This window comes from Silvania hatchlandensis, from assembly GCF_025564065.1.
Taxonomy (GTDB): domain Bacteria; phylum Pseudomonadota; class Gammaproteobacteria; order Enterobacterales; family Enterobacteriaceae; genus Enterobacter; species Enterobacter hatchlandensis.
Window position 1 is genome coordinate 17,464 of sequence record NZ_JAMGZK010000037.1, and the last position, 21,616, is coordinate 39,079.

Below are 21,616 nucleotides of genomic sequence, written 5' to 3' on the forward strand. Positions count from 1 at the left end.
ATACTTGTCGTAGTTAACTGCGACAAGATCTTTCTGAGTCAAAAAAATGTTCAATGCTAAAACAAGGGCTTAAATGAAAGGTGGGGAGCGGCGTTTTTATATCTTAGCAAACATGGCTATAATGACCCCGAACAGAAAATTCGGAGTCAAAGATGGCCTTTTACAGTTCCGGTGTGGAATACGGCATTCACAGCCTGATGTCGATGGTGGATGCGAAAGGTAACGATCGTGAGATGAGCGTCAGGGAGCTGGCGGCATTACAGGGGGTACCTTATGACTACCTGGGCAAGATCTTCACGCGTTTGTCGCGTGCCGGGTTGGTAACCAGCACAGAAGGCAAGGGGGGCGGCTTTAAACTGGCGCGCCCGGCTGAACTGATCACCGTGCTGGATGTGGCGCATGCCATTGATGGTGAAAAGAATATGTTTGAGTGCCGGGAAATACGCCAGAGACTGGCGGTCTTTGATGAAACTCCGCCTGCGTGGGTCTGTGATGGCCCGTGCGGCGTGCGCTCGGTGATGGACAGCGCCCAGCAGCGGATGGAAGAGGAGCTGGCCCGCCATACCATTCTCGACCTGGCGCGCAAAATGTTCCGCAAGGCGCCGGATACGTTTCAGATTGAGGTGCAGGAGTGGATTTCAGATCGGCGGAATTCCACTCCCTCGCTGTGAGGGAGTGGCGGTTAACGATTATTTAGAACGAAAATCAATCACCATACGGCCACGGATTTGGCCTTGCTCCATCTCTTTAAAGATGGCGTTGATGTCCCCCAGCGGACGCAGGGCCACTTTCGGCACCACTTTGCCTTCGGCAGCAAACTGGAAGGCTTCGGTCAGATCCTGACGGGTGCCCACCAGTGAGCCCACCACCTGAATGCCGTCCAGCACCAGACGCGGGATATCCAGGCTCATCGCTTCCGGCGGCAGGCCGACGGCCACCACACGGCCACCGGCGCGCACCGCATCGACGGCTGAATTGAAGGCTGCTTTCGCCACCGCAGTAACCACCGCCGCATGCGCACCGCCGGTTTTTTCCTGAATAAATTTAGCAGCATCGTCAGTGCGGGAATTCACCACCAGATCGGCACCCATGCTGGTGGCCAGCTTCAGCTGTTCATCGTTGACGTCGATGGCGATCACTTTGGCATTGAACACGTTTTTCGCGTATTGCAGCGCGAGGTTACCCAGCCCGCCGAGACCGTAAATGGCGATCCACTGGCCCGGTTTAATCTCAGAAATTTTCACTGCTTTATAGGTGGTCACCCCGGCGCAGGTGATGCTACTGGCCGCGGCGGAATCCAGCCCGTCCGGCACTTTAACCGCGTAATCGGCGGTGACGATGCACTCTTCTGCCATGCCGCCATCAACGGAATACCCGGCGTTTTTCACGGTGCGGCAGAGCGTTTCATTGCCGGAGTTGCAGTATTCACAGTGGCCGCAGCCTTCGAAGAACCACGCCACGCTTGCGCGGTCACCTGGCTTGAGCGAGGTGACGCCCGGCCCAACCTCCTGCACTACGCCAACCCCTTCGTGGCCGAGGATCACCCCGGTCTTATCGCCAAAATCGCCGTTTTTAACGTGAAGATCGGTGTGGCATACGCCACAGCACTCCATCTTCAGCAGCGCTTCGCCATGCTTCAGAGCGCGTAAGGTTTTCTCGGTCACTTCTACCTGATGGTCTTTGGTTACGACAGCAGCTTTCATATGTTTCTCCATTTTCATGATGAGGATCTGCAAGGCAGACAGGGCATGTAACACACGGGAAATACTCCTTAAGGATTAATTTTTTTAATGCGTTGTGCAAGGCCGGAGCAACATAATGTAATAATTTAATTAGAATTTGTTGTTTCCATCACCCCTCTAAATAGTAATGTCATCAATGATTGTGTGGTGATTATTTCTGTAGCAAATGCGTCATGTTTCTGACATTTCAAAGCCGTAAGGTGTGCTCTTCTCAATAACCGAAGAGTTAAAAAGACAATGCATCTGGTAAAAAAACTTCTCGCAGTGAGCGTTCTCCTGTCCGCTTCCGTGCAGGCGCAAAACATCCTCGATTTCCCTCAGCCTGGCAATAACCCGGAAGAGTTTTATGCCGTCACCGAAATTCCGGCGGGAGGGATTATCAAATATGAAACCGATGCCAAAACCGGCTTTATAATTGCCGACCGTTTCCAGTCGATGCCGGTTGCCTATCCCGCTAATTATGGTTCATTGACGCAGTCTCTGGCGGGGGATGGCGATCCATTGGACGTGGTGTTTTACACCCGTGCCCCGATGGCCCCAGGCACGCTGATTAAACTGCGAGCCATTGGCGTGCTGAAGATGATCGACGGCGGTGAGAAGGACGACAAAATTGTCGCCGTTCCGGCCAGCAAAATTGACCCGACCTATGACGACATTAAAGAGCTGAGCGATCTGCCGAAGATTGAGCAGCAGCGCCTGGAAGCCTTCTTCCGGGTCTACAAACAGCTGCCGGAAGGGCGTAAATCGGTGGAGCTGAACGGCTTTAACGATGCCGCCAGCGCTAAGCAGGAAATCAAACAGGCATGGGATGCCTGGAAAACCAAACAGCCCCAGTAATAACCGGCCCGGCGGGGTTTACCGCCGGGCACTGGCTTACAGCTGCGCGCTGAGCGCAGCAATTTCCTCCCGCCACTGCGCCTGCAGCTGCGGCTTCTGATGCTTAGGCTTACGCAACTGGTCTTCTTCCAGCAGTGCTTCCAGCTGAATTAACCGCTCCAGCAGATCGTCTGCGATATCTTTATGCTTATTATCTACTGTCGAAACCGGCACGGTATTCAGCACGCTGCCATCACGCAGACGGGCAAATACCGCATCGGCATCGTGCCATTCGCTCAGCTTGCCGTCCTCAATCAGCCAGAAACGGTTGCAGCTTTGGCTGATGAGCTGCCTGTCATGGCTGACCAGCAGTACGCCGCCGGTAAACTGTTGCAGGGTTCCGGCCAGAGCCTCTTTGCCCTCCATATCCAGATGGTTAGTCGGTTCATCAAGCATCAGCAGGCTGTAGCGGGCGAGCGTCAGGCCGATAAACAGCAGCCGCGAACGTTCGCCCCCGCTGAGGGTGTTGACCCGTTGTCCATGACGCCCCCAGCCGAATCCGGCGCTGATTAACGCCATCTTGCGCACCTGCGGATCGGGGGCAAACGGCTCAAGGGCGTCACTCAGCGTGGCGTCATCCGCCAGCTGGTGCAGCGTCTGGTCGTAATAGCCGAGCGTGGCGCGCGGATGGATGTTCAATCCGGCGCCGTCGCTGTTGCCGGTAAACTGCTGCCAGATAAGCTTCATCAGGGAGGATTTCCCGCAGCCGTTACGCCCGACAATCGCCACCCGGTCGCCGCTTTTCATCCGCATGTTGTGCATCGTGAACAGCGCGGGCAGGCCCGGCGCGGGCGGCACGTCGAGAATGTCTACCTCCAGCAGGCGGTTAGCGGGCAGCGCTTCGCCGCGCAGTGCCAAGGTCCACGGGCTGCCGGCGGTGAGCGAAGTCTGGCTCTCTTTCAGTCGTTCGACCTGCTTTTCCATCTGTTTGGCTTTACGGGCCAGATCTTCGTTGTCGTAGACTTTTCCCCATGTGGCCAGCCGTTTAGCGCTAACGGTGACCCGGTCGATCTCCTTTTGCTCGGCTTTACGGCGCAGGGCATCGCTTTCGTCTTTTTCCATCAGCGCCTGACGCGCGTGGGTACAGGGAAGGGCGAAGGCGTGCAGGGTTTTGTCGCGCAGGATCCAGCTGCCGTTCGTCACCGCATCCAGCAGCTGCCGGTCGTGGGAGACCAGCACAAAGCTGCCGGACCAGTTCTGCAAAAACTGCTCCAGCCACAGCAGAGTGGGCAGATCGAGGTGGTTGCTGGGTTCATCCAACAGCAGCAGATCCGGCTGGTGGATGAGGGCGCGCGCCAGCAGCAGGCGTGTGTGCTGTCCGCCGCTGAGGGTCGCCGATTGCAGCCCGATGTCGGCAACGGAAAAGCCCATCCCAGCCAGCAAGGATTCAGCCCGCCAGCGCAGGCTCTCGCGCTCGGCCACCGGCAGCTGCGCCAGGACCGCGTCGAGCATGGTCAGGGGGTAGACAGATTCCGGGAGGTGCTGTTCCACCCGTGCCATCAGGCAGTGTCCGGCCAGCGCTACCGTCCCGGATGCCGGGGTATCGGTGCCGTCGAGGATCTTCAGCAGGGTACTTTTGCCGCAGCCGTTATCGCCAAGCAGACCAATGCGGTCGCCTTTTTTCAGGGTAAAAGTGAGGTCGTTAAACAGGGTGTCGAAGGCGGTATCAACACGCAGGAATTGTGCAGTCAGTAATGTGCTCATTTGCTTACTCAAGAGTTGCAGGCATAGAAATGCCTCGTCAATCATCGCTGACGATAACCCGGTAAGCCCGAGAGAAGGGATTGTCTTAGGTGTCTTCGCTCAAGCCGAAGTTATCGCAGCACGAAACCGATAACGCTTGAGCAGGTGCGATCACCAAGGTGAAGTGAAATATCAAAAATTTCACAGCACAGCATAATTAGCCTCCTTATAAATTTGTCTGATTTTTGGATTTAAGGAGTGTAGCGGGGAATGGGAAGTTCGACAAGGGAAGGGCGTATCCGGACACCTGGGGCGGCGTAATTGTTTTTTATCTGCACTGCCGGTTAGTTAAAATAAAAATTGCTTATTAATGCTGGTCGTGCATTAATGAAACCTTAGTCGCAATACGCAAACAAACGTAAAAGATTTTTCTTAGACGTCCTCATGACCTGGCGCTATCGCTGATATCCCCTCCCTTTGAGTCCATACGCTTAATTCCCTACGTTTATTACTCACGCTAAAATTTATAAATCTTCAACAGGAGTCCGTATGTCCGCAAGAATTAAAGGTCTGGTTAAATGGTTCAAAGATGATAAAGGTTTTGGTTTTATCTCTCCGCTGGATGGCAGTAAAGATGTTGCAGTTCATTTCTCTGCCTTTGAAGGGGATAACTTAAAAACACTTTTTGAAGGCCAAAAGGTTGAATTTTCTATCCGCAGCGGTGACAAAGGTCCGGCTGCTGCCAGTGTAATACTTTGCGACAAATAAACAGCGATGGGTTGCGATAAACCTAATCGGAGGACGGCTGGGCAGGCGATGTTTCGCTGTCAGTTAAGATTGCCAAATGATTCGTTTCCAGAACTTATTCATCCGTCTCATTTGGCAAGCGCTGGCGTTTTAAATTCGTTGTGTTGATTTGAATAAAGTACTGCAGTACGGGCAGACAAGTTGCGCCCCTTTTTGTACGCGACTGAAGCTATGTTCAGAATCTTTTGAACAGCTTGGGCATGGGCATTTAACTAAGTGATTACGACGGGCTTGCGTGTTTTTACGTCCGGACATAGGCATCTCCTGATTTAAGGGAGGGTTACCTTACACGTTTGATCAGCATGATGCTTGTTTTTTTATTTTCACTGCACCAGGTCTGCCTTGATACAACACGCTTTTATCCGTCATATAGCCATCCGGGTGGTTAAGCGGTTAAAATAAACAAAGATAAACATTGTACAATTAATTTCTTTGTGTCTTAATGATTCATCGGTTTGGAAAGCAGACCTTATGAAAGCAGTTTTAGTAAAGCAGTCCTCAGTTCAAGTGTTATCAGTCGATACCCTTCTTCATGAGCCTCCTCCTATAGTGCCAAATAAGTAACTCTAAAAAAACAGGCCATCACAGCCGCATTTAAGTGGCTCATTAATTAAGGAAGTATCTATGTCTAACAAAATGACTGGTTTAGTAAAATGGTTTAACGCTGATAAAGGTTTTGGCTTTATCACTCCTGACGACGGCAGCAAAGATGTATTCGTGCATTTTTCTGCTATTCAGAGCGACAACTTTAAGACACTTGATGAAGGCCAGAAAGTTTCCTTCACCATTGAAAGTGGCGCGAAAGGCCCTGCAGCCGGAAACGTCTCAGCGCTGTAATATGCGCTAATTATCATCTAAGCTTACAATTGCGATGAAGACAATAGTCTGAGCAGCTAAGCGAAATTGATAATAAAAAAACCCGCCTTGTGCGGGTTTTTTGTTATCTGGACCTGGGGCTAGATAGAGGTCCGACGGTAGTTGCGGTATTCCGGTTTCCAGAAGTTCTCGTCAATTGCCTGCTGCAACGCGTCGGCAGAGGTTTTCACCGCCACGCCCTGCTGCTGGGCCATTTTGCCGACCGCAAAGGCGATGGCTTTCGAGACAATATGAATGTCCTTCAGCTCCGGCAGCACCAGGCCTTCGCCGTTGTTTACCAGCGGCGAGTGTTTGGCCAGCGTTTCACTGGCGGACATCAGCATCTCGTCGGTAATACGCGATGCCCCGGAGGCGATCACACCGAGGCCAATTCCCGGGAAGATATAGGAGTTGTTGCACTGGGCGATCGGGTAGGTTTTATCCTTCCATACCACCGGCGCAAACGGGCTGCCGGTGGCGACCAGCGCATTGCCTTCGGTCCAGGTGATGATGTCCTGTGGGGTCGCTTCAACGCGGGAGGTTGGGTTTGAGAGCGGCATCACAATCGGGCGGGCACAGTATTTGTGCATCTCGCGGATGATCTCTTCGGTAAACAGCCCGGTCTGGCCGGAGACGCCAATCAGGATATCCGGCTTCACGTTGCGCACCACGTCCAGCAGGGAGAGTACTTCGCTGTCGGTGTCCCAGTTTTTCAGGTTGTCGCGCTTTTGCACCAGCTTGTTCTGGAACGGGAGCAGGTTTGGCATCGCATCGGTCAGCAGGCCGAAGCGGTCAACCATGAACACCCGCGAGCGTGCCAGATCTTCGCTTAAGCCTTCGCGCTGGGTCTGGGCGATGATCTGTTCGGCGATCCCGCACCCGGCAGAGCCGGCACCCAGGAAAACGATTTTTTGATAGCTCAGCTGGTTGCCCGCTGCACGGCTGGCCGCAATCAGCGTGCCGACGGTCACGGCGGCGGTGCCCTGAATATCGTCATTGAAGGAGCAGATCTCGTCGCGATAGCGGTTCAGCAGCGGCATGGCGTTTTTCTGCGCGAAGTCTTCAAACTGCAGCAGCACGTTCGGCCAGCGCTGTTTAACCGCCTGGATAAAGTCATCGACGAACTGGTAATACTCTTCGTCGGTAATGCGCGGGTGACGCCAGCCCATGTACAGCGGATCGTTGAGCAGCTGCTGGTTATTGGTCCCGACGTCCAGCACCACCGGCAGGGTATATGCCGGGCTGATGCCGCCACAGGCGGTATACAGGGACAGTTTGCCAATTGGAATACCCATCCCGCCGATCCCCTGGTCGCCCAGGCCAAGAATACGTTCCCCGTCGGTCACCACGATCACTTTGATGTTGTGGTTGGGCACGTTCTGCAGGATGTCGTCCATGTTGTGACGATCGGCCCACGAGATAAACACCCCGCGCGAACGGCGATAAATTTCGGAGAAGCGTTCGCAGGCGGCCCCAACGGTCGGGGTGTAGATCACCGGCATCATCTCGTCGAGATGGTTTTCCACCAGGCGGTAGAAGAGGGTTTCGTTGGTGTCCTGGATGTTGCGCAGGTAGATGTGCTTATCGATTTCGGTTTTAAAGCCCTGATACTGGATCCACGCGCGCTCTGCCTGTTCCTCGATGGTTTCCACCACTTCCGGCAGCAGTCCCAGCAGGTTAAAGCTGCTGCGCTCTTCTTTACTGAAGGCGCTGCCCTTGTTCAGCAGGGGGAATTCCAGCAGCACGGGCCCGGCATAAGGGATGTAAAGGGAACGGTTGGTTTTCGCTTTGTTGTCCATGTCACTCACTTAAATTTAAAAATCCATCCCTGGCACTGCTATTAATCATCGTCGGGGGGGCGCTATCAGGGAGGCGTCAGGCGGGTAGTATAAAGGAGGTGATTGTTAAAAACCGCAACATGCAAAAAAAACACCATCGGAGTGACCGATGGTGTCGGGGATCTTTGCGGGAAACTTACTTCTGTGCGTGGCGGCGTCTGCCGGTGGCGTGCGCGACCTGTGTTTCTGTGTCGCCTTCAATCACCACTTTGCGTTGGTTTGACAGCTTGTAGTTCAGTCCCAGGATATGGCGTGCCTGACGGTTCGATTTCATGTTAACTCCTCAATCCTGTTGATAGTGATAAGGTGAACGAAATGTAACCCCTTAGGTTGCAGATCCAGCTTAGCAGATTTTTAAAAACTGGCGTGCTGGCCGCTGACCACGTAGTTAATGGTCTGCTGGTAGATGTCACTGAGGATGTCATTGTCGGTGGTTTCCACCCACTTGGTCAGTTCCATTAAAATGTCATCTTCAGTGACAGCGCCCTGTTCAGCGCGTAAACCCTGTGCAATCGCATTAACCAATTCCGGCTGTGCGGATGGTGTGTGTGCAGACGTATAAGTAAACATAGTGCCTCCGTGTCGTTTTCTGTTTAATGTTCCGGCGTGCAACAAATTAGTTCATAGCCAGAATGACAAAATTTTGTGGCGCTGTGTTTAAGACTCGTCCTGGAAATAAAAATATCATCATCGCACATTTTTTAAGGATATATCAGGGCTTCCAACGACGTTGCTCGGTATATTTTTCATAAGGCATCGGTGATGGCCAGGTAATTAACTCTATCACGCTGCCCCACGGCGTTTTACCGTAACAAAAGGCATTGCCTTGACCCTGTTCGGCGGGGAAGGATAGCGCCTTAGGTCCGGTGAACATCTCTCCACCCGCCGCGGTGAAGCGGGAGATAGCCTCTGTAATATCATCGGTATACACAGCGAAGTGCTGCAGACCAAAGTCGCTCGGCCTGGCCGGGGCTTGCTGCTGGGGGCCATGCATTTCGAAGAGCTCAATCCCCGGCCCATGAGGCAGGGCCAGCATCCGAATGGCCCGTATTTCTGTACCGGGGAATAGCCTGAGTGTTTCCTCTTGAGCTTCATGGTCAATATTATTGTCCCCGGGTTCTACGGAGCAATATATTATCCTGGCATCAAAGGCCTGCTCGAAAAATAGCGTGGCTTGATCAATATCCGGGACGGTTATACCAATATGGTCGATACCTCTGAGAGGTGGTTGCATGTTTTTCTCCTTGTTGAAATATCAATATAGCAGGCGAGTATTTGCGCACAGGCATGAGATTTTTCCTTGTTTGCCGCAAAGCGACATTGCTCTTCTATACTTACTCCTTTCTATGCCAAAAGGAGAGCAAGCATGACAATTCACAAGCACGGTTCAGCGCACTGGTCAGGCGATATCAAACGCGGTAAGGGGACGGTTTCTACTGAAAGTGGCGTTCTTAACCAGCAACCTTATGGCTTCAATACCCGCTTTGAAGGTGAGAAAGGGACCAATCCCGAAGAGTTGATTGGTGCGGCGCATGCAGCCTGTTTCTCAATGGCGCTGTCGCTGATGCTGGGGGAGGCGGGCTATACCGCCGATTCCATTGACACCAAAGCGGTGGTCTCGCTGGATAAAACCGATAGCGGCTTTGCCATCAGCAAAGTGGCGCTGGAGAGCAAAGTCACGGTTCCGGGGATTGACCCGCAGCAGTTTGATGGGGTGATCCAGAAAGCCAAAGCCGGATGCCCGGTGTCCCAGGTGTTAAACGCGGAAATCACGCTCGACTATACCCTGAACTGATCCCGATGCCGGGCGCTTACGTCCGGCTAACCCTTCACCGCCTGCGGAAAGATCTCCGCAAGCCATGCGATAAACACCCTGAGGCGATGCGTCACATGCCGGTTTTGCGGATAAACCACGTAAAACGGATACTGTGGCGGTCGCCATTTTTGCAGAATTTCCACCAGCGTTCCCGCCTCAAGTAATGCTCCAACCGAATAACGAAACGTCTGGATAATACCCATCCCGGCCACCGCTGCTGCCAGATGAGCGTTGCTTTCGTTGACCCCGATATGGTGCTGCAGGCTGATTTCGCGGGTTTCCTGATCCCAGTTAAAGCGAAAGGGTACGGCGCGCCCGCTCACCGGGGAGAGATAACTCACCAGCTTATGGCCGTTTCGTAACGCCTCTGGATAGCCGGGTATACCGTGCTGTTTCAGGTAGGCCGGGGTGGCGCAGGTGACCATCTCTGCATTGCCGATATGCCGGGCGATCAGGGAAGAGTCCTCCAGCGCACCGCCGCGGATCACGCAGTCCACGTTGCCGCTGATTAAATCCACCGGGCGGTCGGATACGCCCAGGTCGATGCGGATGTCGGGATAACGGCGCATAAAGTCCGGCAGCGCCGGGATCAGCACATCACGCGCCGTCGAGCCGCCCACGTCAATACGCAAATGCCCCTGCGGATGCCGGGTTGCCGCGCTGAACGCGGTGTCGATATCCTCGATATCAATCAGCACCCGGCGGGCTTTCTGGTAATAGGGGTTCGAGGTCCAATGATGTAAAAAACCACGCTAAGAGGTTAATTTATTGTTTATATTGAAATTTAACGGTCTTAACTCGCCCTTCAGAATATCTTCCGGTAACGAAAACGTATAATGCCCCAGCATATTTATATGGCCATGTATCAGCGGCGATAATCTTGCCAGATGCTCCTCTTCAGGTGTTTCCCCCGATTTGCGAAGATGTGACAACGCCTCCTGCATGTAAAGTGTGTTCCACAGCACAACCGCATTGGTCACCAGACCCAGAGCACCGAGTTGATCTTCCTGCCCTTCACGGTAGCGTTTTCTAATTTCACCACGTTGTCCGTAGCAAATGGCTCGAGCCACTGCATGGCGTCCTTCTCCCCGGTTGAGCTGAGTGAGGATCCGACGCCGGTAATCCTCATCATCGATATAGTTGAGAAGATACAACGTCTTGTTGACCCGGCCCACTTCCATAATCGCCTGAGCCAGACCAGATGGTCGGCTACTTCTCAACAGTGAACGAATAAGCTCTGATGCATGGATGGTCCCAAGCTTCAGTGAGCCCGCCATTCGCATCATTTCATCCCATTGGGATTCTATTTTTGACAGTTCAACACATCCCCGGGCCAGCTCATTCAGGGCACCATAATGTGCCGTTTTATCTGCCCGCCAGAATATCGCCCCGCCTGCATCGGCCAGACGAGGGGAAAACTGGTAGCCCAGTAACCAGAACAGGCCAAAAATGATATCGCTGGATCCTGCCGTGTCCGTCATAATTTCTACCGGATTCAGCCCGGTCTGCTGCTCCAGAAGCCCTTCCAGTACAAAGATGGAATCACGAAGCGTACCGGGAACGACAATGCCATGGAAACCGGAGTACTGATCGGAGACGAAGTTGTACCAGGTGATACCGCGTCCTGAACCAAAGTATTTACGATTTGGTCCGGAATTAACCGTTTTAACCGGTGTGACAAAACGCATACCATCTGCGGAGGCAACCTCACCACCTCCCCAGAACCCCGCGAGCGGCAGCGTGGACTGAAAATCAACCAGCCGTGCATTAGCGCTGACCAGCGTTTCTGCCCTGAGATAATTTTGTTTAACCCAGCTCAGACGATGGCGAGTAAGCGCGGGAATATTATGCTTTATCAGGGGTTCATGCCCTATATTGCAGGCTTCTGCCAGCAGTGTTGCGCACAGACTGACCTGGAGATCCTGCGCCCGGGCACCTGATTCACTGACGTGGCTGAATTCGCGGGTAAAACCGGTTCGGGCATCTATTTCAAGCAACAGCTCAGTCAGATCAACCGGAGGGATCAGTTCTCTTACCCGACGATTCAATTGTATCAGTGCCGGTGGCTCATCCAGTTTATCCAGACTGCTAATCGTCAGTGAGGGATGCTTACCTTCATTGCTTATGCTGACCGCTGCGTTGCAGGCAAAACGTGAAGCCACTGATTTCCATGTGTCATCAAGCCGCGTAGCCAGTTGTTCTGCTGCTTTAGTTCCGTCTGATGGATGACCCAGCGCCCGACATACCGGGATGCGTTGTGCCTGCCATTCAGCTCCCTGAAGCAATTTTTGACGCGGGTCTCCCCACCGGTCACTGTTCTCCAGCCAGAGATCACGACGGCGCAAAGAATCCTGAAGGCGCTCGAGAAGACACAGCGAGTAACCCGCTCGTAGAATCCTGCCATCTCTGTCGTAGACCAGACGTTTCCAGGGGCCGGAAATGATTTGCTCTGGTGCATCGTCGAGAATTCGCTTTTTTGAGCCACTCAGTTCGGCCAGATAATGGATTGCTGACAACGTGTGCTCCCCGGCCGGGGCGGCCTGAAAGTGTAAGTCACGCAACATCGCGGACAGGAAGCGCTTCACCCGTCCATATTGTTCCACCATTTCATCCTGAAAATGAGTATCCTGCGGGCGCGCCAGCTCATTTACCTTGCCGACGGATTCAGCCAGTTTGTCCTTTGGTATGCGGCGAAAAATAGCCTGCCGCAGAGCTGCTTCATCGGTGTTCTCATCAAGTAATAACGTGCATGCCCGTGCCAGTAATAGCGCGGCACGATCAAGATCTTTCAGGGTCCTGAGCCGCTTTTTCTGCCCGATATTTTTTGCAGAACGCGTGATATCCAGAATAAGCATATCCAGCACATCCACGGCCTCGTCAAGCGCCGAAATTTCCTGTGCTTTCACAAACGCAGTAAGCACGGCCAGTCGCCGTTCGTCAGGCATTCTTGAAATGTATTTCACCGAAGCCATTCCGGCATAACGGGCCAAATTCCGCAGCTGGATGGCAGGCAGGCCGGAGAAATTCAGCCGGGAAAACTCCATGCTACGCAGTCGGGTATATCGCTCCAGGGCGTCTGTAAATGACGGCCCACTGATAGTGACAGGACCTTTTCGCATCTCCTCCAGCACCGATATACGCTGCCCTTCAGGTATTTCAAGTAAACCGTCCAGTTGTGTTTTCTGCCAGCTGTCAGGCAACAAAGCCAGCCTTCGCCATAATCGTCGACTTGCCCGTTCGCGTACTTCGCCAATCAGCCTTGTCAGAGTCGAGGGGGCGGGTAGCAGGATCTTATTTTGCAGCAACCATGCGGTAGCAAAATCAAACAGCAGACCTGGACGCTCATTGCTGAGCCAGGCGCGAGTATAGAGCAAACGCTTCAGTCTGAATGACCAGGGGAAATCACCAAAATCATGATAATCATAATAGAGCTTGATAAGCCCCTGATGCTCCCAGCGGGTATTTTCTCTTTCAGCATACCGGGAAAGGATCTCTGGTCGGCTGATGTTCAACTGTGCCGCAATGTAAAAACGGATGAATGAGGGAATTTGAAGGGGATCAGGAGGAAACGTTCCCAGAAAGCGCGCCGTAGTCAGCTGAAGTGCAATCCCCAGCCGGTTATGTTTTCCCCGTCGCTGATTAATAAAAGCAAGGTCACGCTCATCCAGATGAAAATACCGAGCCAGCTGAACCTCATTTGGGTCTGCCACATAACGACCGTAGTTTTCTGTCTGTTCGCTGGTAAGAAAGTCATCACTCATTGCGCATCCTTTCGTAAACGGGAGTTCTGTTCTTTTTTTAACCGTCTCAAATATTATAAGTTTTGAGACTGCTAAAATCGGCCCGGCATTAAGTATCAAAAATCGTGATTTATGCTTTATGATACTAAACAGTATCAATATCGATTTATGAGACCAATATGGCATTACTGGGATATGCGAGAGTATCAACCAGCCATCAGAAACTGACGGCGCAAATTTCTGAGCTGAAATCTTCCGGGGTGAGGGAAGATCGCATTTTTACGGACATGATGTCGGGAGCTACGGACGAGCGCGAAGGACTGCAACGTCTGCTGGCTCGGGCTGAACAGGAGGACATTATCCTCTGTACCAAAATGGACCGACTGGGCCGTAATACCTCTGACATGATCAAAATCGTCGACACATGTTATAAAAAAGGGATAGCCATCAGGTTTCTGGAGAATGGGCTGAGTACTGAAGGAACGATGGGTAAAATGGTTATTCAGATCCTGGCCGCCGTTGCAGAGGCTGAACGCGAACGAATATTAGAGCGTACCAACGAGGGCAGAGTGGTCGCTATGGCGGCAGGGGTTAAGTTTGGGCGAAAACCTCATCAAGGGTCGGGAATGGCTCTGGAACTTATTCACCTTGATACTCCCATTAAGCTGGTGATGGAGAAAACCGGCATTTCACGGGCAACTTACTTTCGGTTGAAGAATCATCAGCGCCGTTCCTGATGTTCAGACGCTTCAAATGAAAATTTTCTGGCTCCTGCCTCGGAAGCTCTAAACATCTTCACATAAATGACCGGGGACATAATGGATAATTATAATCAGTTGCTTGCATTCATATGGGCGTATGAATACGGCAACTTTTCTGCCGCCGCGCGGGCAAACGGATTGACGCCTTCAGCAATGAGTAAACTCATCAGCCGGCTGGAGGCGAGATTACAGGTAAGACTCTTCCATCGCGGGACGAGAACGTTAACGCTGACCGAAGAGGGACACGTTTATCTTAACAGTGCCCGGGCAGTCGTTGACGCAATGACGGAGGCTGATTCACTGGCTGAAGATATGCCATCACGCGTCAGCGGGCAGCTGAAAATCCGTACTATGACTACCTTTGCCCGTTATCACATCCTTCCATGGTTGCCCGAGTTTATTGACGCCTACCCTGACCTCAACGTTGATATTGAAACGGGGCCGGTTTACCGGGATGATTTTGATAAAGGGCTGGATCTGGCCATTTATGGTGGTGTACTTGCGAGTTCTTCCCGCATCGCCCGTCGTATCGGTGAGAGTCAGTGGATTACCTGCGCTTCGCCGGCCTACATCACCAGGTACGGCATACCCTCCCATCCCCGTGAGTTGATGGAGCATCGCTGTTTTCACTTTAATTTCGATAGCCACTGGAACCAGTGGGTATTCGCCGAAGACAATCAGAGCATCATATTCCCGGTGAAACCGGTTGCCTCCCTGTCGCAGGGCGATTTGCTGCGCGATCTGGCCATTCAGGGAGAAGGTATCGTCCGCCTGGCTGACTTTCACGTTCACCGGGATATCAGAGAAGGAAGATTAATCCCGCTTTTGAAGGCATTCCAGTCTCCTGTCAGAGAGCCGCTCTATATAATTTACGCAAAAAGGCAGCATCTCAGCCCACGCATCCGCTGTTTTATTGAATTCATGGAAAAACAGATAGCCCTTCATCCCTGGAGCGTTTGAATTTTCAGTCAGCCCCTTACTACTTGTCCCTCAGATCATATTTGAACACCCACTGTGAAACTACGTCACAGTGGGTATTCCTGCTGCTCGAATCTCGTCGCTAACGGATCGTGATACTGTTTTATGGATTTTTACAGAACGAATCCATTTTTAGGAAAGAAGAAATTACTATGTCAGACAGACAAACATCACGGGCAGGGATGGCACTGGCCCTGGCTTTCTTTTCCGGTATGCTGAGCAGCAGCCTTCCCACTCCTCTCTATCCCGTGTACATCAGTTTATATGGCTTCAGTGCTTCTCAAATAATGGCGGTGTTTGGCGTCTACGCGGCAGGTGTCCTTTTCGCGCTGGCTTTTACTGCCAAAGTTCATATCAGGACTAGCCTGTATACAAGACCTCTCTATGCTGGCCTGACCTGCGTTTTGCTGTCATCACTACTGATGATGTTTGCAGATAACTTTATGATACTTATCCTGGGCCGTTTTGTTACCGGTCTGGGGTCAGGTATTTTAATGGCCTATATTAACCGCTCGCTGATTAAATTATTTGATACGGAAGTAAGTAACACTGCGGCATTGACGGCTTCTGCCTCGTTGATCCTTGGACAGGCTATTGGTCCATTAATAACGGGGGAAATCGTACATCGTGGTTTTTATGCACTTAAGACTCCATACATAATTCTTTTTATTCTGGTTGTAATGTCGATATTTGGGATCTGGCGCAGTCGTCTGGTGATTAATAGGCACTGTACGACAGTAACCATTGAACGGAAAAGTGTCGGTGCTCAAAGTTACAGGGGGCTCTGTTTCCGGGACGTCATCGTCTGCTGCATGGCCATATTTCTTTCATGGGCGATGGCATCCACGTTTATATCCCAGGGGCCCACCCTCGCGCGCTCCTATTTCAATGTTGCCAGCGTGCAGCTGGTGAGCTATTCCCTTTCAGCATTCCTGCTGGTTGCAGGTATCAGCCAGATAGTGATGAGGAAAAAGCACCATTATTCGTCGCTGAAAATTGGGGTTGTTGCCCAGCTTGCTGCGGTTTTGCTGGCCCTCAGCAGTGTGCACACGAAAGCTCCTTCACTTCTCTTCATATCTGTGATGCTCGAAGGGTTCGCCTATGGGGCAATACTTGTCGGTGCTGCCACTATCGTTAACATGGTCGCCAGACAGAGTCAGCAACACCATCTGATAAACCTGCTTTACATTGTGGGCTACGTGGGTAACTGGCTGCCGTTTTCACTGAGCGTGATGATGGATCATTTTACCCAGGAAACAGCCCTCAACGCCTATCTGATACTGTGCAGTATTTTAAGTACGTGTATTTTTTTATCAGCTTATTTCGCGGTAAGATGCCAGAATATTACGGGGCGGATAAGAAAAAACTAAATATTATTGACGATGAAGTTAATAATCTAAGCTTATAACTGCCTGACCCAGATAATTGTGTGTAGAAAAGTAATCCGACCTCTCAAATTGTAAGAAGACTGAAGGCGTGGTTATGAATACTTCAGGTTTGGGGACACCGCATAAATTTAACCTGGAGTCATCTCCCGTTCCTGTACAGCTGGATATGGTTAAAAGTAATGAGTTTATTATCAGAGCATTATTCCCAGGGTAACCGTTGCTCCCAGCTTTCAACAAGCAGGTCAATAAAGGCGCGAATGCGCGGGGATAAATGTCGTTTACTGGGGTAAATGATCCGAACAGGTTCAGGGGGGAAGGGATAGTCCTCAAGCACGGGTATCAATTTACCGCTACGCAAATCTTCTCCAAGCAAATAGGTAGGTAAGTGGACTATACCAAATCCGGAAATTGCCGATGCCCGCATGGCTTCCGAACTGTCGAGGTTTAGCCGCCCGGGTCCTTCATACACAAAAGTGCCTTCCGGAGTCGCAAACCGCCAGCTGCGTCTCTTTTCTGCACTCAGAAGAAAAATAGTGTCATGCCTGGTTAAGTCTGCGGGCGTTTCTGGAATGCCCCGTGAGGACAAATATTCGGGAGATGCACAAGTGACAATGTGCTGCGAAGCAATCGTTCGGGTAAGAATGCGCGAGTCATCGCGGGGTTCACCGATGCGAATGGCAATATCAAAGCCTTCTTCAATAAGATCAACAAACCTGTCGCTAAAGGACACCTCCGCACGAAGTTCCGGCCACTTTTTCAGATAAACATCCAGAATGGGAAGGATATGGCGCTGCCCAAAAGAAAGCGGCGCACTCAGCCGGAGAGTCCCCGTTGGCTTCCCCCTGCGCATGGCCATGGCGGCATCGACCTCTTCCAGGTCATCCAGTATCTGTCGGCAACGGTCGAACATGACCCTCCCTTCATCAGTCAGACTCAGACTCCGGGTGGTACGGTTAAGGAGACGAACACCCATACGCGTTTCGAGCCTGACAATACTCTTGCCAATGGCAGAACGTGTGAGCCCTAGGGAACCCGCTGCGTGGGTGTAACTCCCGGCTTTTACAGCCGCGACGAACGCAGCGATATCACCAATGCTGTTGATCTCCATGGTTTATTTATCACCTTTAATACGGGCTTTAACGTACCCTGATACGGGAAACACATTCCCCAAATGTTTATATATTATAGGCTCCTGTTATTTTTTAACGCAAATACAAACAGGAATAAAAATGCTGAATCAACAAACCAAACAAGCCGTAAAAGAATGGTCAGAAAGCCTGGCCGGCCTGGGTCCAATCCTTACGGGTGAGGATACCGTAACGCCTATGAGTGAGGTACGTGACGCCTACACCCGTATGCTGGCTAAAAATCCTGCACCTTCCGGTGTCAGTTTTATTGAGGTAGACATGGGAGGCGTGCCGGGAACGCTGGTAACCCCCGACAACCTTGAAACTGATGCCATCGTTATGTACATCCACGGCGGTGCTTACATTGTTGGTGAACCGGCGGGCTATCACGGCATTGGTGGTAACTACGCCAGCATGCTGGGCGCACGGGTTTACATGCCGGATTACCGTCTGGCACCGGAGTATCCTTTCCCTACGCCTGTTACCGACACCGTTCGTGCGTATGAGTGGTTGATTGAGCAGGGCTTTGACGCCAGCAACATCGTACTGGCGGGCGAGTCTGCGGGCGGAGCGATGGTGGTTACTGTTATGGTAGCTGCACGTAATAAAGGCCTGCCGCTTCCAGCCGGCGGTGTTTCCATTTCCCCATGGGCCAACCTTGAGCACACGGGCGTCTCCATGACCAACCGGGAAGGCCTTGATCCTCTGAACACCAAGGCAGGTCTGGATTTCCTGGCACGCACCTTCCTGGGCGATGCGTTGCCTAATCACCCAATGGCATCACCGGTGTTTGCCGATGTGACAGGTCTGCCGCCGGTGCTGGTTCAGATTGGCGAAAACGAACTAATGCTGAGCGACGCTATGCGGCTCGCAACTCATCTGGGTGATCACCGGGTTCGCGTAAATCTGGAAGTCTGGCCGGGTATGTTCCACGCATGGCATTTCTTCTCCACGCTGCAGCCAGAAGCGGTGCAGGCACTGGAGAGCTCCGTTGTGTTTATGAAGCAGGCCCTGCAGGATGCAGCGAAGTAATCATCAGTGATGAACTAAATAACGGGCGCAACTGACTGCGCCCGTCAGGAGTGAAAATGCCCCCTTTACAGACACAACTCACTTATCCGCCGGATCTTGCCTCACATAGCGCATATAAACGCGTATTCCGCCCGGGCCGCCTGACCTTCGGCTTTATTATGCCGCTTGAAGGTTATCCGGATTCGCCTTTCCCGACTCTGCAGGATCATCAGGCGCTGGCAAAATTTGCTGATGACGCCGGTTTTTCCGCTCTGTGGATGAGAGATGTGCCCTTTTATGATCCACGGTTTGGTGACACCGGACAGATGCTGGATCCCATGGTCTATCTCGGATTCCTTGCCTCTCAAACTACACGCATAACGCTGGGTACCACCGGTATGGTGTTACCCCTGCGGGACCCGATTATATTGGCCAAGCAGGCAGCCTCAGTGGACCAGCTAAGTGGTGGACGCCTTTTGCTGGGGCTATCCAGCGGGGATCGCGCTGTTGAATACCCTGCATTTGGTGCCGATTACGATAACCGGGCCGAACGTTATCGTGAAGCGTTTGGTCTGATAAAAACCGTCTGTGAGACGTCCTTCCCGGTGGCTGAAACGGCGTACTACGGCAAGCTATCAGGCAACCTTGATCTTATTCCCAAACCCTTTAAATCCCGTATTCCAATGATTGTGGTTGGTCGCGCACGGCAGGACCTGAGCTGGATAGCAGAGGAAAGCGACGGATGGATATGGCATCTGAGTGATTTCTCAACGCTCCCGGAGCTACTTGAATTCTGGCGTGGCGGTTACGACGATAATCGTTTCAGACCTTATGGTTATGCCACCTTTTTTGACCTCGATGCTAACCCTGACGCGCCGCTTCGCAGATTGATGAATGGCATCACCGTCGGCCGCAATGCGCTGATAAAGCTATGGAAGGAGCAGGAACGGCAGGGAGTAAACCACGTTGCGTTAAATCTGAAACCGCTGACACGGTCCGCAGCCGAGGTGATGGCTGAAATGGCAGAATTTGTGTTACCCGAGTTTCCTTCTGAATAAACGCAGGACAATAAATGAACAGTTCATTTCATTCTTCGGTGCAGAGCCTGATAAGTTTTTGTGAAACCTGGTCAGGGAATGCTTACTCCGACAATAGCCAATGGCTGGACCCCTCGGTCAGATTATTCAGCAGTCATCGTGGAACAGTTTCCGGCCGTGAAAATGTCACCGCCCTTTTGCAAAATGACTTTGCTGACCTGGACAACGTATCCGTTACGCTGACAAACACCGTTGAGCGACGGAACGATAAAGATTACGTCGCCAGTGCATACCTGCACGGGCATGCTTCGCGCACAGGTTCCGGACGTCATAACCAGGTACGGTTTGGGGGGACGGTCGTGATGAGGGCAGGCACAGATGAAGCCCAACCTTTGATCCATACCCTTCACCTCCAAATAAACTGGACCTCAGGTGCAAGGCAGTTGTTATCGGGATGGCAGCTACCGGCTGAAGAGTCCGGCTGGCATCAGCGATTTCCGCCAGTCGCCATTATCAGTGAACTTGATGCCCCCTGGCATATTGTGCCAGAAAACCACCGTGCTACGAGTGACGAACAGGATGTGATCGATACCTGGTATCGCTACGCGTGGGCGCTGGACCAGGCAGATTTCACACTTTTCAGCACATGTTTTAGTGAAAACGCCGCGGGTAACTTTACCCCCCTGGGCTATATATCGGGGAGGCGGAATATTATTGCCGCCATGAAAGCCTTCCGGCTTCCGTGGCCCTGGATGCAGCATTATGGTGAACCGCTGAAAGTATGTATCCAGCCCGATCGCCATTCGGCCATCCTGATAATAGGCCGGATCATCGCGGAGAGAACGCACGACTCAGGGGGGCGCGAAATCTACGGCGCGCATTACCGCGTTGGGATGGAAAAGGATTCTCACAATCGATGGTCAATATGCTGGAGCGAATATAATCCAGGCTGGCTTTCAACAGATGATGTATCCGGTATTGATACCGCATTACCGCGCAACAGATGAACGCTGCGCGCTCGACAAGCGTGCCGGCAACTCTTTTTTCAGTTCTTCAATCAAGGCTCTCACTTTAGGAAGGACCGTGTGAGTCCTGGGCCACATTGCAGAAATGGGGGTGGGCGGTGCCTGAAATGTGGGTAGAATTGCACGAAGCTGCCCCCTTTTGATGGCATCACCGCATAACCAGTCCGGAAGTTGCGTCACCCCACATCCGGCAATAGCCGCCTCCAGCATGGCTTGACCATTATTAAAACGGTAGGCTGAGGAAACAACGTGTCTTACAACGTGTCCCTCTTTGCCCCGGATTAGCCAGTAAGTTTGCCCGTCTGACGGTAACCCTGAAATGCATCTGTGTGATGAAAGCTCACGAAGATCAATGGGGATGCCTGCTCGTTCCAGATATCCCGCAGAGGCGCAAATGATAAGCCTTTGCTCGCCCAGGCGTGTGGCAACCAAATCAGCTGAGTCAGGCAGGGGGCCAAGCCTCAGTGCGAGGTCAAAGCCGTCTGTCGCCGGGTCGCGAACCCGATCGCTGAAATCAACTTCGATATTCAGGGCCCGGTATTTTAACGCCATGATATTGAGTAAGGGCATAATGAAAAGGTGACCAAAGGCCACGGGAACCGTCAGCCGCATCAGTCCAGACGGCTCGACTATTCCCGCCTCTATTCTGCTTTCGGCATCTGAAATCATATCCAGAGCAGCAGTGCAGCGATTGAAATAGATCTCACCTTCCGGTGTCAGCGACAGGCTTCGCGTACTGCGGTTGAGTAAGCGAACCCCCAGCCGAATTTCCAGACGCTTGATGCTTTTGCTGAGTGCAGAGCGCGTCACGCCTAAACCCTCAGCAGCAGCAACGAAACTGCCTTTTCTGACGACTTCAGTAAATTCCTGTACGCCATTGAGTTGTGCCGTCACAAATATTGGTTCCTTTATCTCAACACTGAGGGGCTTTT

The 21,616-nt window shown here is 52.2% G+C and carries 21 protein-coding genes and 1 pseudogene; 11 read left to right on the forward strand and 11 right to left on the reverse strand.

What is annotated here, in order from left to right; all coding sequences use genetic code 11:
• Positions 1-152: 152 nt before the first annotated feature.
• A complete protein-coding gene (locus M8014_RS02975) occupies positions 153-671 on the forward strand; it encodes an RrF2 family transcriptional regulator (protein WP_271281063.1) in 519 nt (172 codons plus the stop codon).
• An 18-nt stretch (positions 672-689) separates the two neighbouring features.
• Here the strand turns inward: M8014_RS02975 and adhP are convergent, their stop codons facing one another.
• The gene (gene adhP / locus M8014_RS02980; protein WP_271281064.1) at positions 690-1,703 is read right to left on the reverse strand and encodes an alcohol dehydrogenase AdhP; all 1,014 of its coding nucleotides are present in this window, start codon (positions 1,701-1,703) and stop codon (positions 690-692) included.
• A 276-nt stretch (positions 1,704-1,979) separates the two neighbouring features.
• Between adhP and M8014_RS02985 the strand changes: the two genes are divergently transcribed.
• The gene (locus M8014_RS02985) at positions 1,980-2,579 is read left to right on the forward strand and encodes an inorganic diphosphatase (protein ID WP_271281065.1); all 600 of its coding nucleotides are present in this window, start codon (positions 1,980-1,982) and stop codon (positions 2,577-2,579) included.
• A 36-nt stretch (positions 2,580-2,615) separates the two neighbouring features.
• On the opposite strand, the gene M8014_RS02990 is transcribed toward M8014_RS02985, so the two are convergent.
• Entirely contained in the window at positions 2,616-4,322 is a 1,707-nt protein-coding gene (locus M8014_RS02990; protein ID WP_271281066.1) for an ABC-F family ATP-binding cassette domain-containing protein, read from the reverse strand.
• Positions 4,323-4,850: 528 nt separating this feature from the next.
• Between M8014_RS02990 and M8014_RS02995 the strand changes: the two genes are divergently transcribed.
• Positions 4,851-5,069 carry a cold shock domain-containing protein gene (locus M8014_RS02995; RefSeq protein ID WP_271281067.1) on the forward strand — a complete coding sequence of 73 codons (219 nt, stop codon included), beginning with the start codon at positions 4,851-4,853 and terminating at the stop codon, positions 5,067-5,069.
• 129 nt (positions 5,070-5,198) lie between these two features.
• Here M8014_RS02995 and M8014_RS03000 read toward each other — a convergent pair whose 3' ends face one another.
• Positions 5,199-5,369, reverse strand: a complete 171-nt coding sequence (locus tag M8014_RS03000) for a YnfU family zinc-binding protein (RefSeq protein WP_336264600.1) — start codon at positions 5,367-5,369, stop codon at positions 5,199-5,201.
• Between the two features lie 363 nt (positions 5,370-5,732).
• Here M8014_RS03000 and cspE point away from each other — a divergent pair, with 363 nt between their 5' ends.
• Positions 5,733-5,945, forward strand: coding sequence for a transcription antiterminator/RNA stability regulator CspE (cspE, locus tag M8014_RS03005; RefSeq protein WP_166182458.1), 213 nt, complete (start codon positions 5,733-5,735; stop codon positions 5,943-5,945).
• Positions 5,946-6,064: 119 nt separating this feature from the next.
• Here cspE and M8014_RS03010 read toward each other — a convergent pair whose 3' ends face one another.
• The 4 genes from M8014_RS03010 to M8014_RS03025 all read right to left on the reverse strand — a co-directional run bounded on the left by M8014_RS03010 (position 6,065) and on the right by M8014_RS03025 (position 9,035).
• Positions 6,065-7,762 (reverse strand): NAD-dependent malic enzyme, encoded by a 1,698-nt coding sequence (locus tag M8014_RS03010; protein WP_271281069.1) that lies wholly within the window; start codon positions 7,760-7,762, stop codon positions 6,065-6,067.
• A 175-nt stretch (positions 7,763-7,937) separates the two neighbouring features.
• The gene (sra, locus tag M8014_RS03015; RefSeq protein ID WP_271281070.1) at positions 7,938-8,075 is read right to left on the reverse strand and encodes a stationary-phase-induced ribosome-associated protein; all 138 of its coding nucleotides are present in this window, start codon (positions 8,073-8,075) and stop codon (positions 7,938-7,940) included.
• Positions 8,076-8,155: 80 nt separating this feature from the next.
• Positions 8,156-8,371 (reverse strand): biofilm-dependent modulation protein, encoded by a 216-nt coding sequence (bdm, locus tag M8014_RS03020; RefSeq protein ID WP_271281071.1) that lies wholly within the window; start codon positions 8,369-8,371, stop codon positions 8,156-8,158.
• 142 nt (positions 8,372-8,513) lie between these two features.
• On the reverse strand, positions 8,514-9,035 hold the full coding sequence (locus M8014_RS03025) for a VOC family protein (protein WP_271281072.1): 522 nt from the start codon (positions 9,033-9,035) through the stop codon (positions 8,514-8,516).
• Positions 9,036-9,167: 132 nt separating this feature from the next.
• On the opposite strand from M8014_RS03025, the gene M8014_RS03030 reads away from it, so the two are divergent.
• Positions 9,168-9,596: an OsmC family protein gene (locus tag M8014_RS03030; protein ID WP_271281073.1), complete on the forward strand. Its 429-nt coding sequence runs from the start codon at positions 9,168-9,170 to the stop codon at positions 9,594-9,596.
• 26 nt (positions 9,597-9,622) lie between these two features.
• Here the strand turns inward: M8014_RS03030 and M8014_RS03035 are convergent.
• Together M8014_RS03035 and M8014_RS03040 are read right to left on the reverse strand one after the other, a co-directional pair.
• Positions 9,623-10,336: pseudogene (locus M8014_RS03035) on the reverse strand (LysR substrate-binding domain-containing protein); the annotation flags it as partial.
• Between the two features lie 33 nt (positions 10,337-10,369).
• Positions 10,370-13,378, reverse strand: coding sequence for a Tn3 family transposase (locus M8014_RS03040; protein WP_271281074.1), 3,009 nt, complete (start codon positions 13,376-13,378; stop codon positions 10,370-10,372).
• A 158-nt stretch (positions 13,379-13,536) separates the two neighbouring features.
• Here M8014_RS03040 and M8014_RS03045 point away from each other — a divergent pair, with 158 nt between their 5' ends.
• The 3 genes from M8014_RS03045 (at position 13,537) to M8014_RS03055 (ending at position 16,466) form a co-directional block, all read left to right on the forward strand.
• Positions 13,537-14,094: a recombinase family protein gene (locus M8014_RS03045; protein ID WP_056237858.1), complete on the forward strand. Its 558-nt coding sequence runs from the start codon at positions 13,537-13,539 to the stop codon at positions 14,092-14,094.
• A gap of 81 nt (positions 14,095-14,175) precedes the next feature.
• Complete coding sequence (locus M8014_RS03050; RefSeq protein ID WP_154902101.1) at positions 14,176-15,078, forward strand: LysR family transcriptional regulator; 903 nt, start codon at positions 14,176-14,178, stop codon at positions 15,076-15,078.
• A gap of 170 nt (positions 15,079-15,248) precedes the next feature.
• On the forward strand, positions 15,249-16,466 hold the full coding sequence (locus tag M8014_RS03055) for an MFS transporter (protein WP_271281075.1): 1,218 nt from the start codon (positions 15,249-15,251) through the stop codon (positions 16,464-16,466).
• Between the two features lie 217 nt (positions 16,467-16,683).
• On the opposite strand, the gene M8014_RS03060 is transcribed toward M8014_RS03055, so the two are convergent.
• Positions 16,684-17,592 carry a LysR family transcriptional regulator gene (locus M8014_RS03060; protein ID WP_056237851.1) on the reverse strand — a complete coding sequence of 303 codons (909 nt, stop codon included), beginning with the start codon at positions 17,590-17,592 and terminating at the stop codon, positions 16,684-16,686.
• 121 nt (positions 17,593-17,713) lie between these two features.
• Between M8014_RS03060 and M8014_RS03065 the strand changes: the two genes are divergently transcribed.
• The 3 genes from M8014_RS03065 to M8014_RS03075 are packed head-to-tail and all read left to right on the forward strand — an operon-like array spanning position 17,714 to position 20,666.
• Positions 17,714-18,643: an alpha/beta hydrolase gene (locus M8014_RS03065; protein WP_265784907.1), complete on the forward strand. Its 930-nt coding sequence runs from the start codon at positions 17,714-17,716 to the stop codon at positions 18,641-18,643.
• 56 nt (positions 18,644-18,699) lie between these two features.
• Complete coding sequence (locus M8014_RS03070; RefSeq protein ID WP_271281077.1) at positions 18,700-19,680, forward strand: TIGR03571 family LLM class oxidoreductase; 981 nt, start codon at positions 18,700-18,702, stop codon at positions 19,678-19,680.
• Between the two features lie 14 nt (positions 19,681-19,694).
• On the forward strand, positions 19,695-20,666 hold the full coding sequence (locus M8014_RS03075; protein ID WP_154902097.1) for a nuclear transport factor 2 family protein: 972 nt from the start codon (positions 19,695-19,697) through the stop codon (positions 20,664-20,666).
• Here M8014_RS03075 and M8014_RS03080 read toward each other — a convergent pair.
• Positions 20,649-21,578 carry a LysR family transcriptional regulator gene (locus M8014_RS03080; RefSeq protein WP_055773933.1) on the reverse strand — a complete coding sequence of 310 codons (930 nt, stop codon included), beginning with the start codon at positions 21,576-21,578 and terminating at the stop codon, positions 20,649-20,651. The two genes, M8014_RS03075 and M8014_RS03080, sit on opposite strands and share 18 nt — an antisense overlap.
• Between the last annotated feature and the right edge of the window lie 38 nt (positions 21,579-21,616).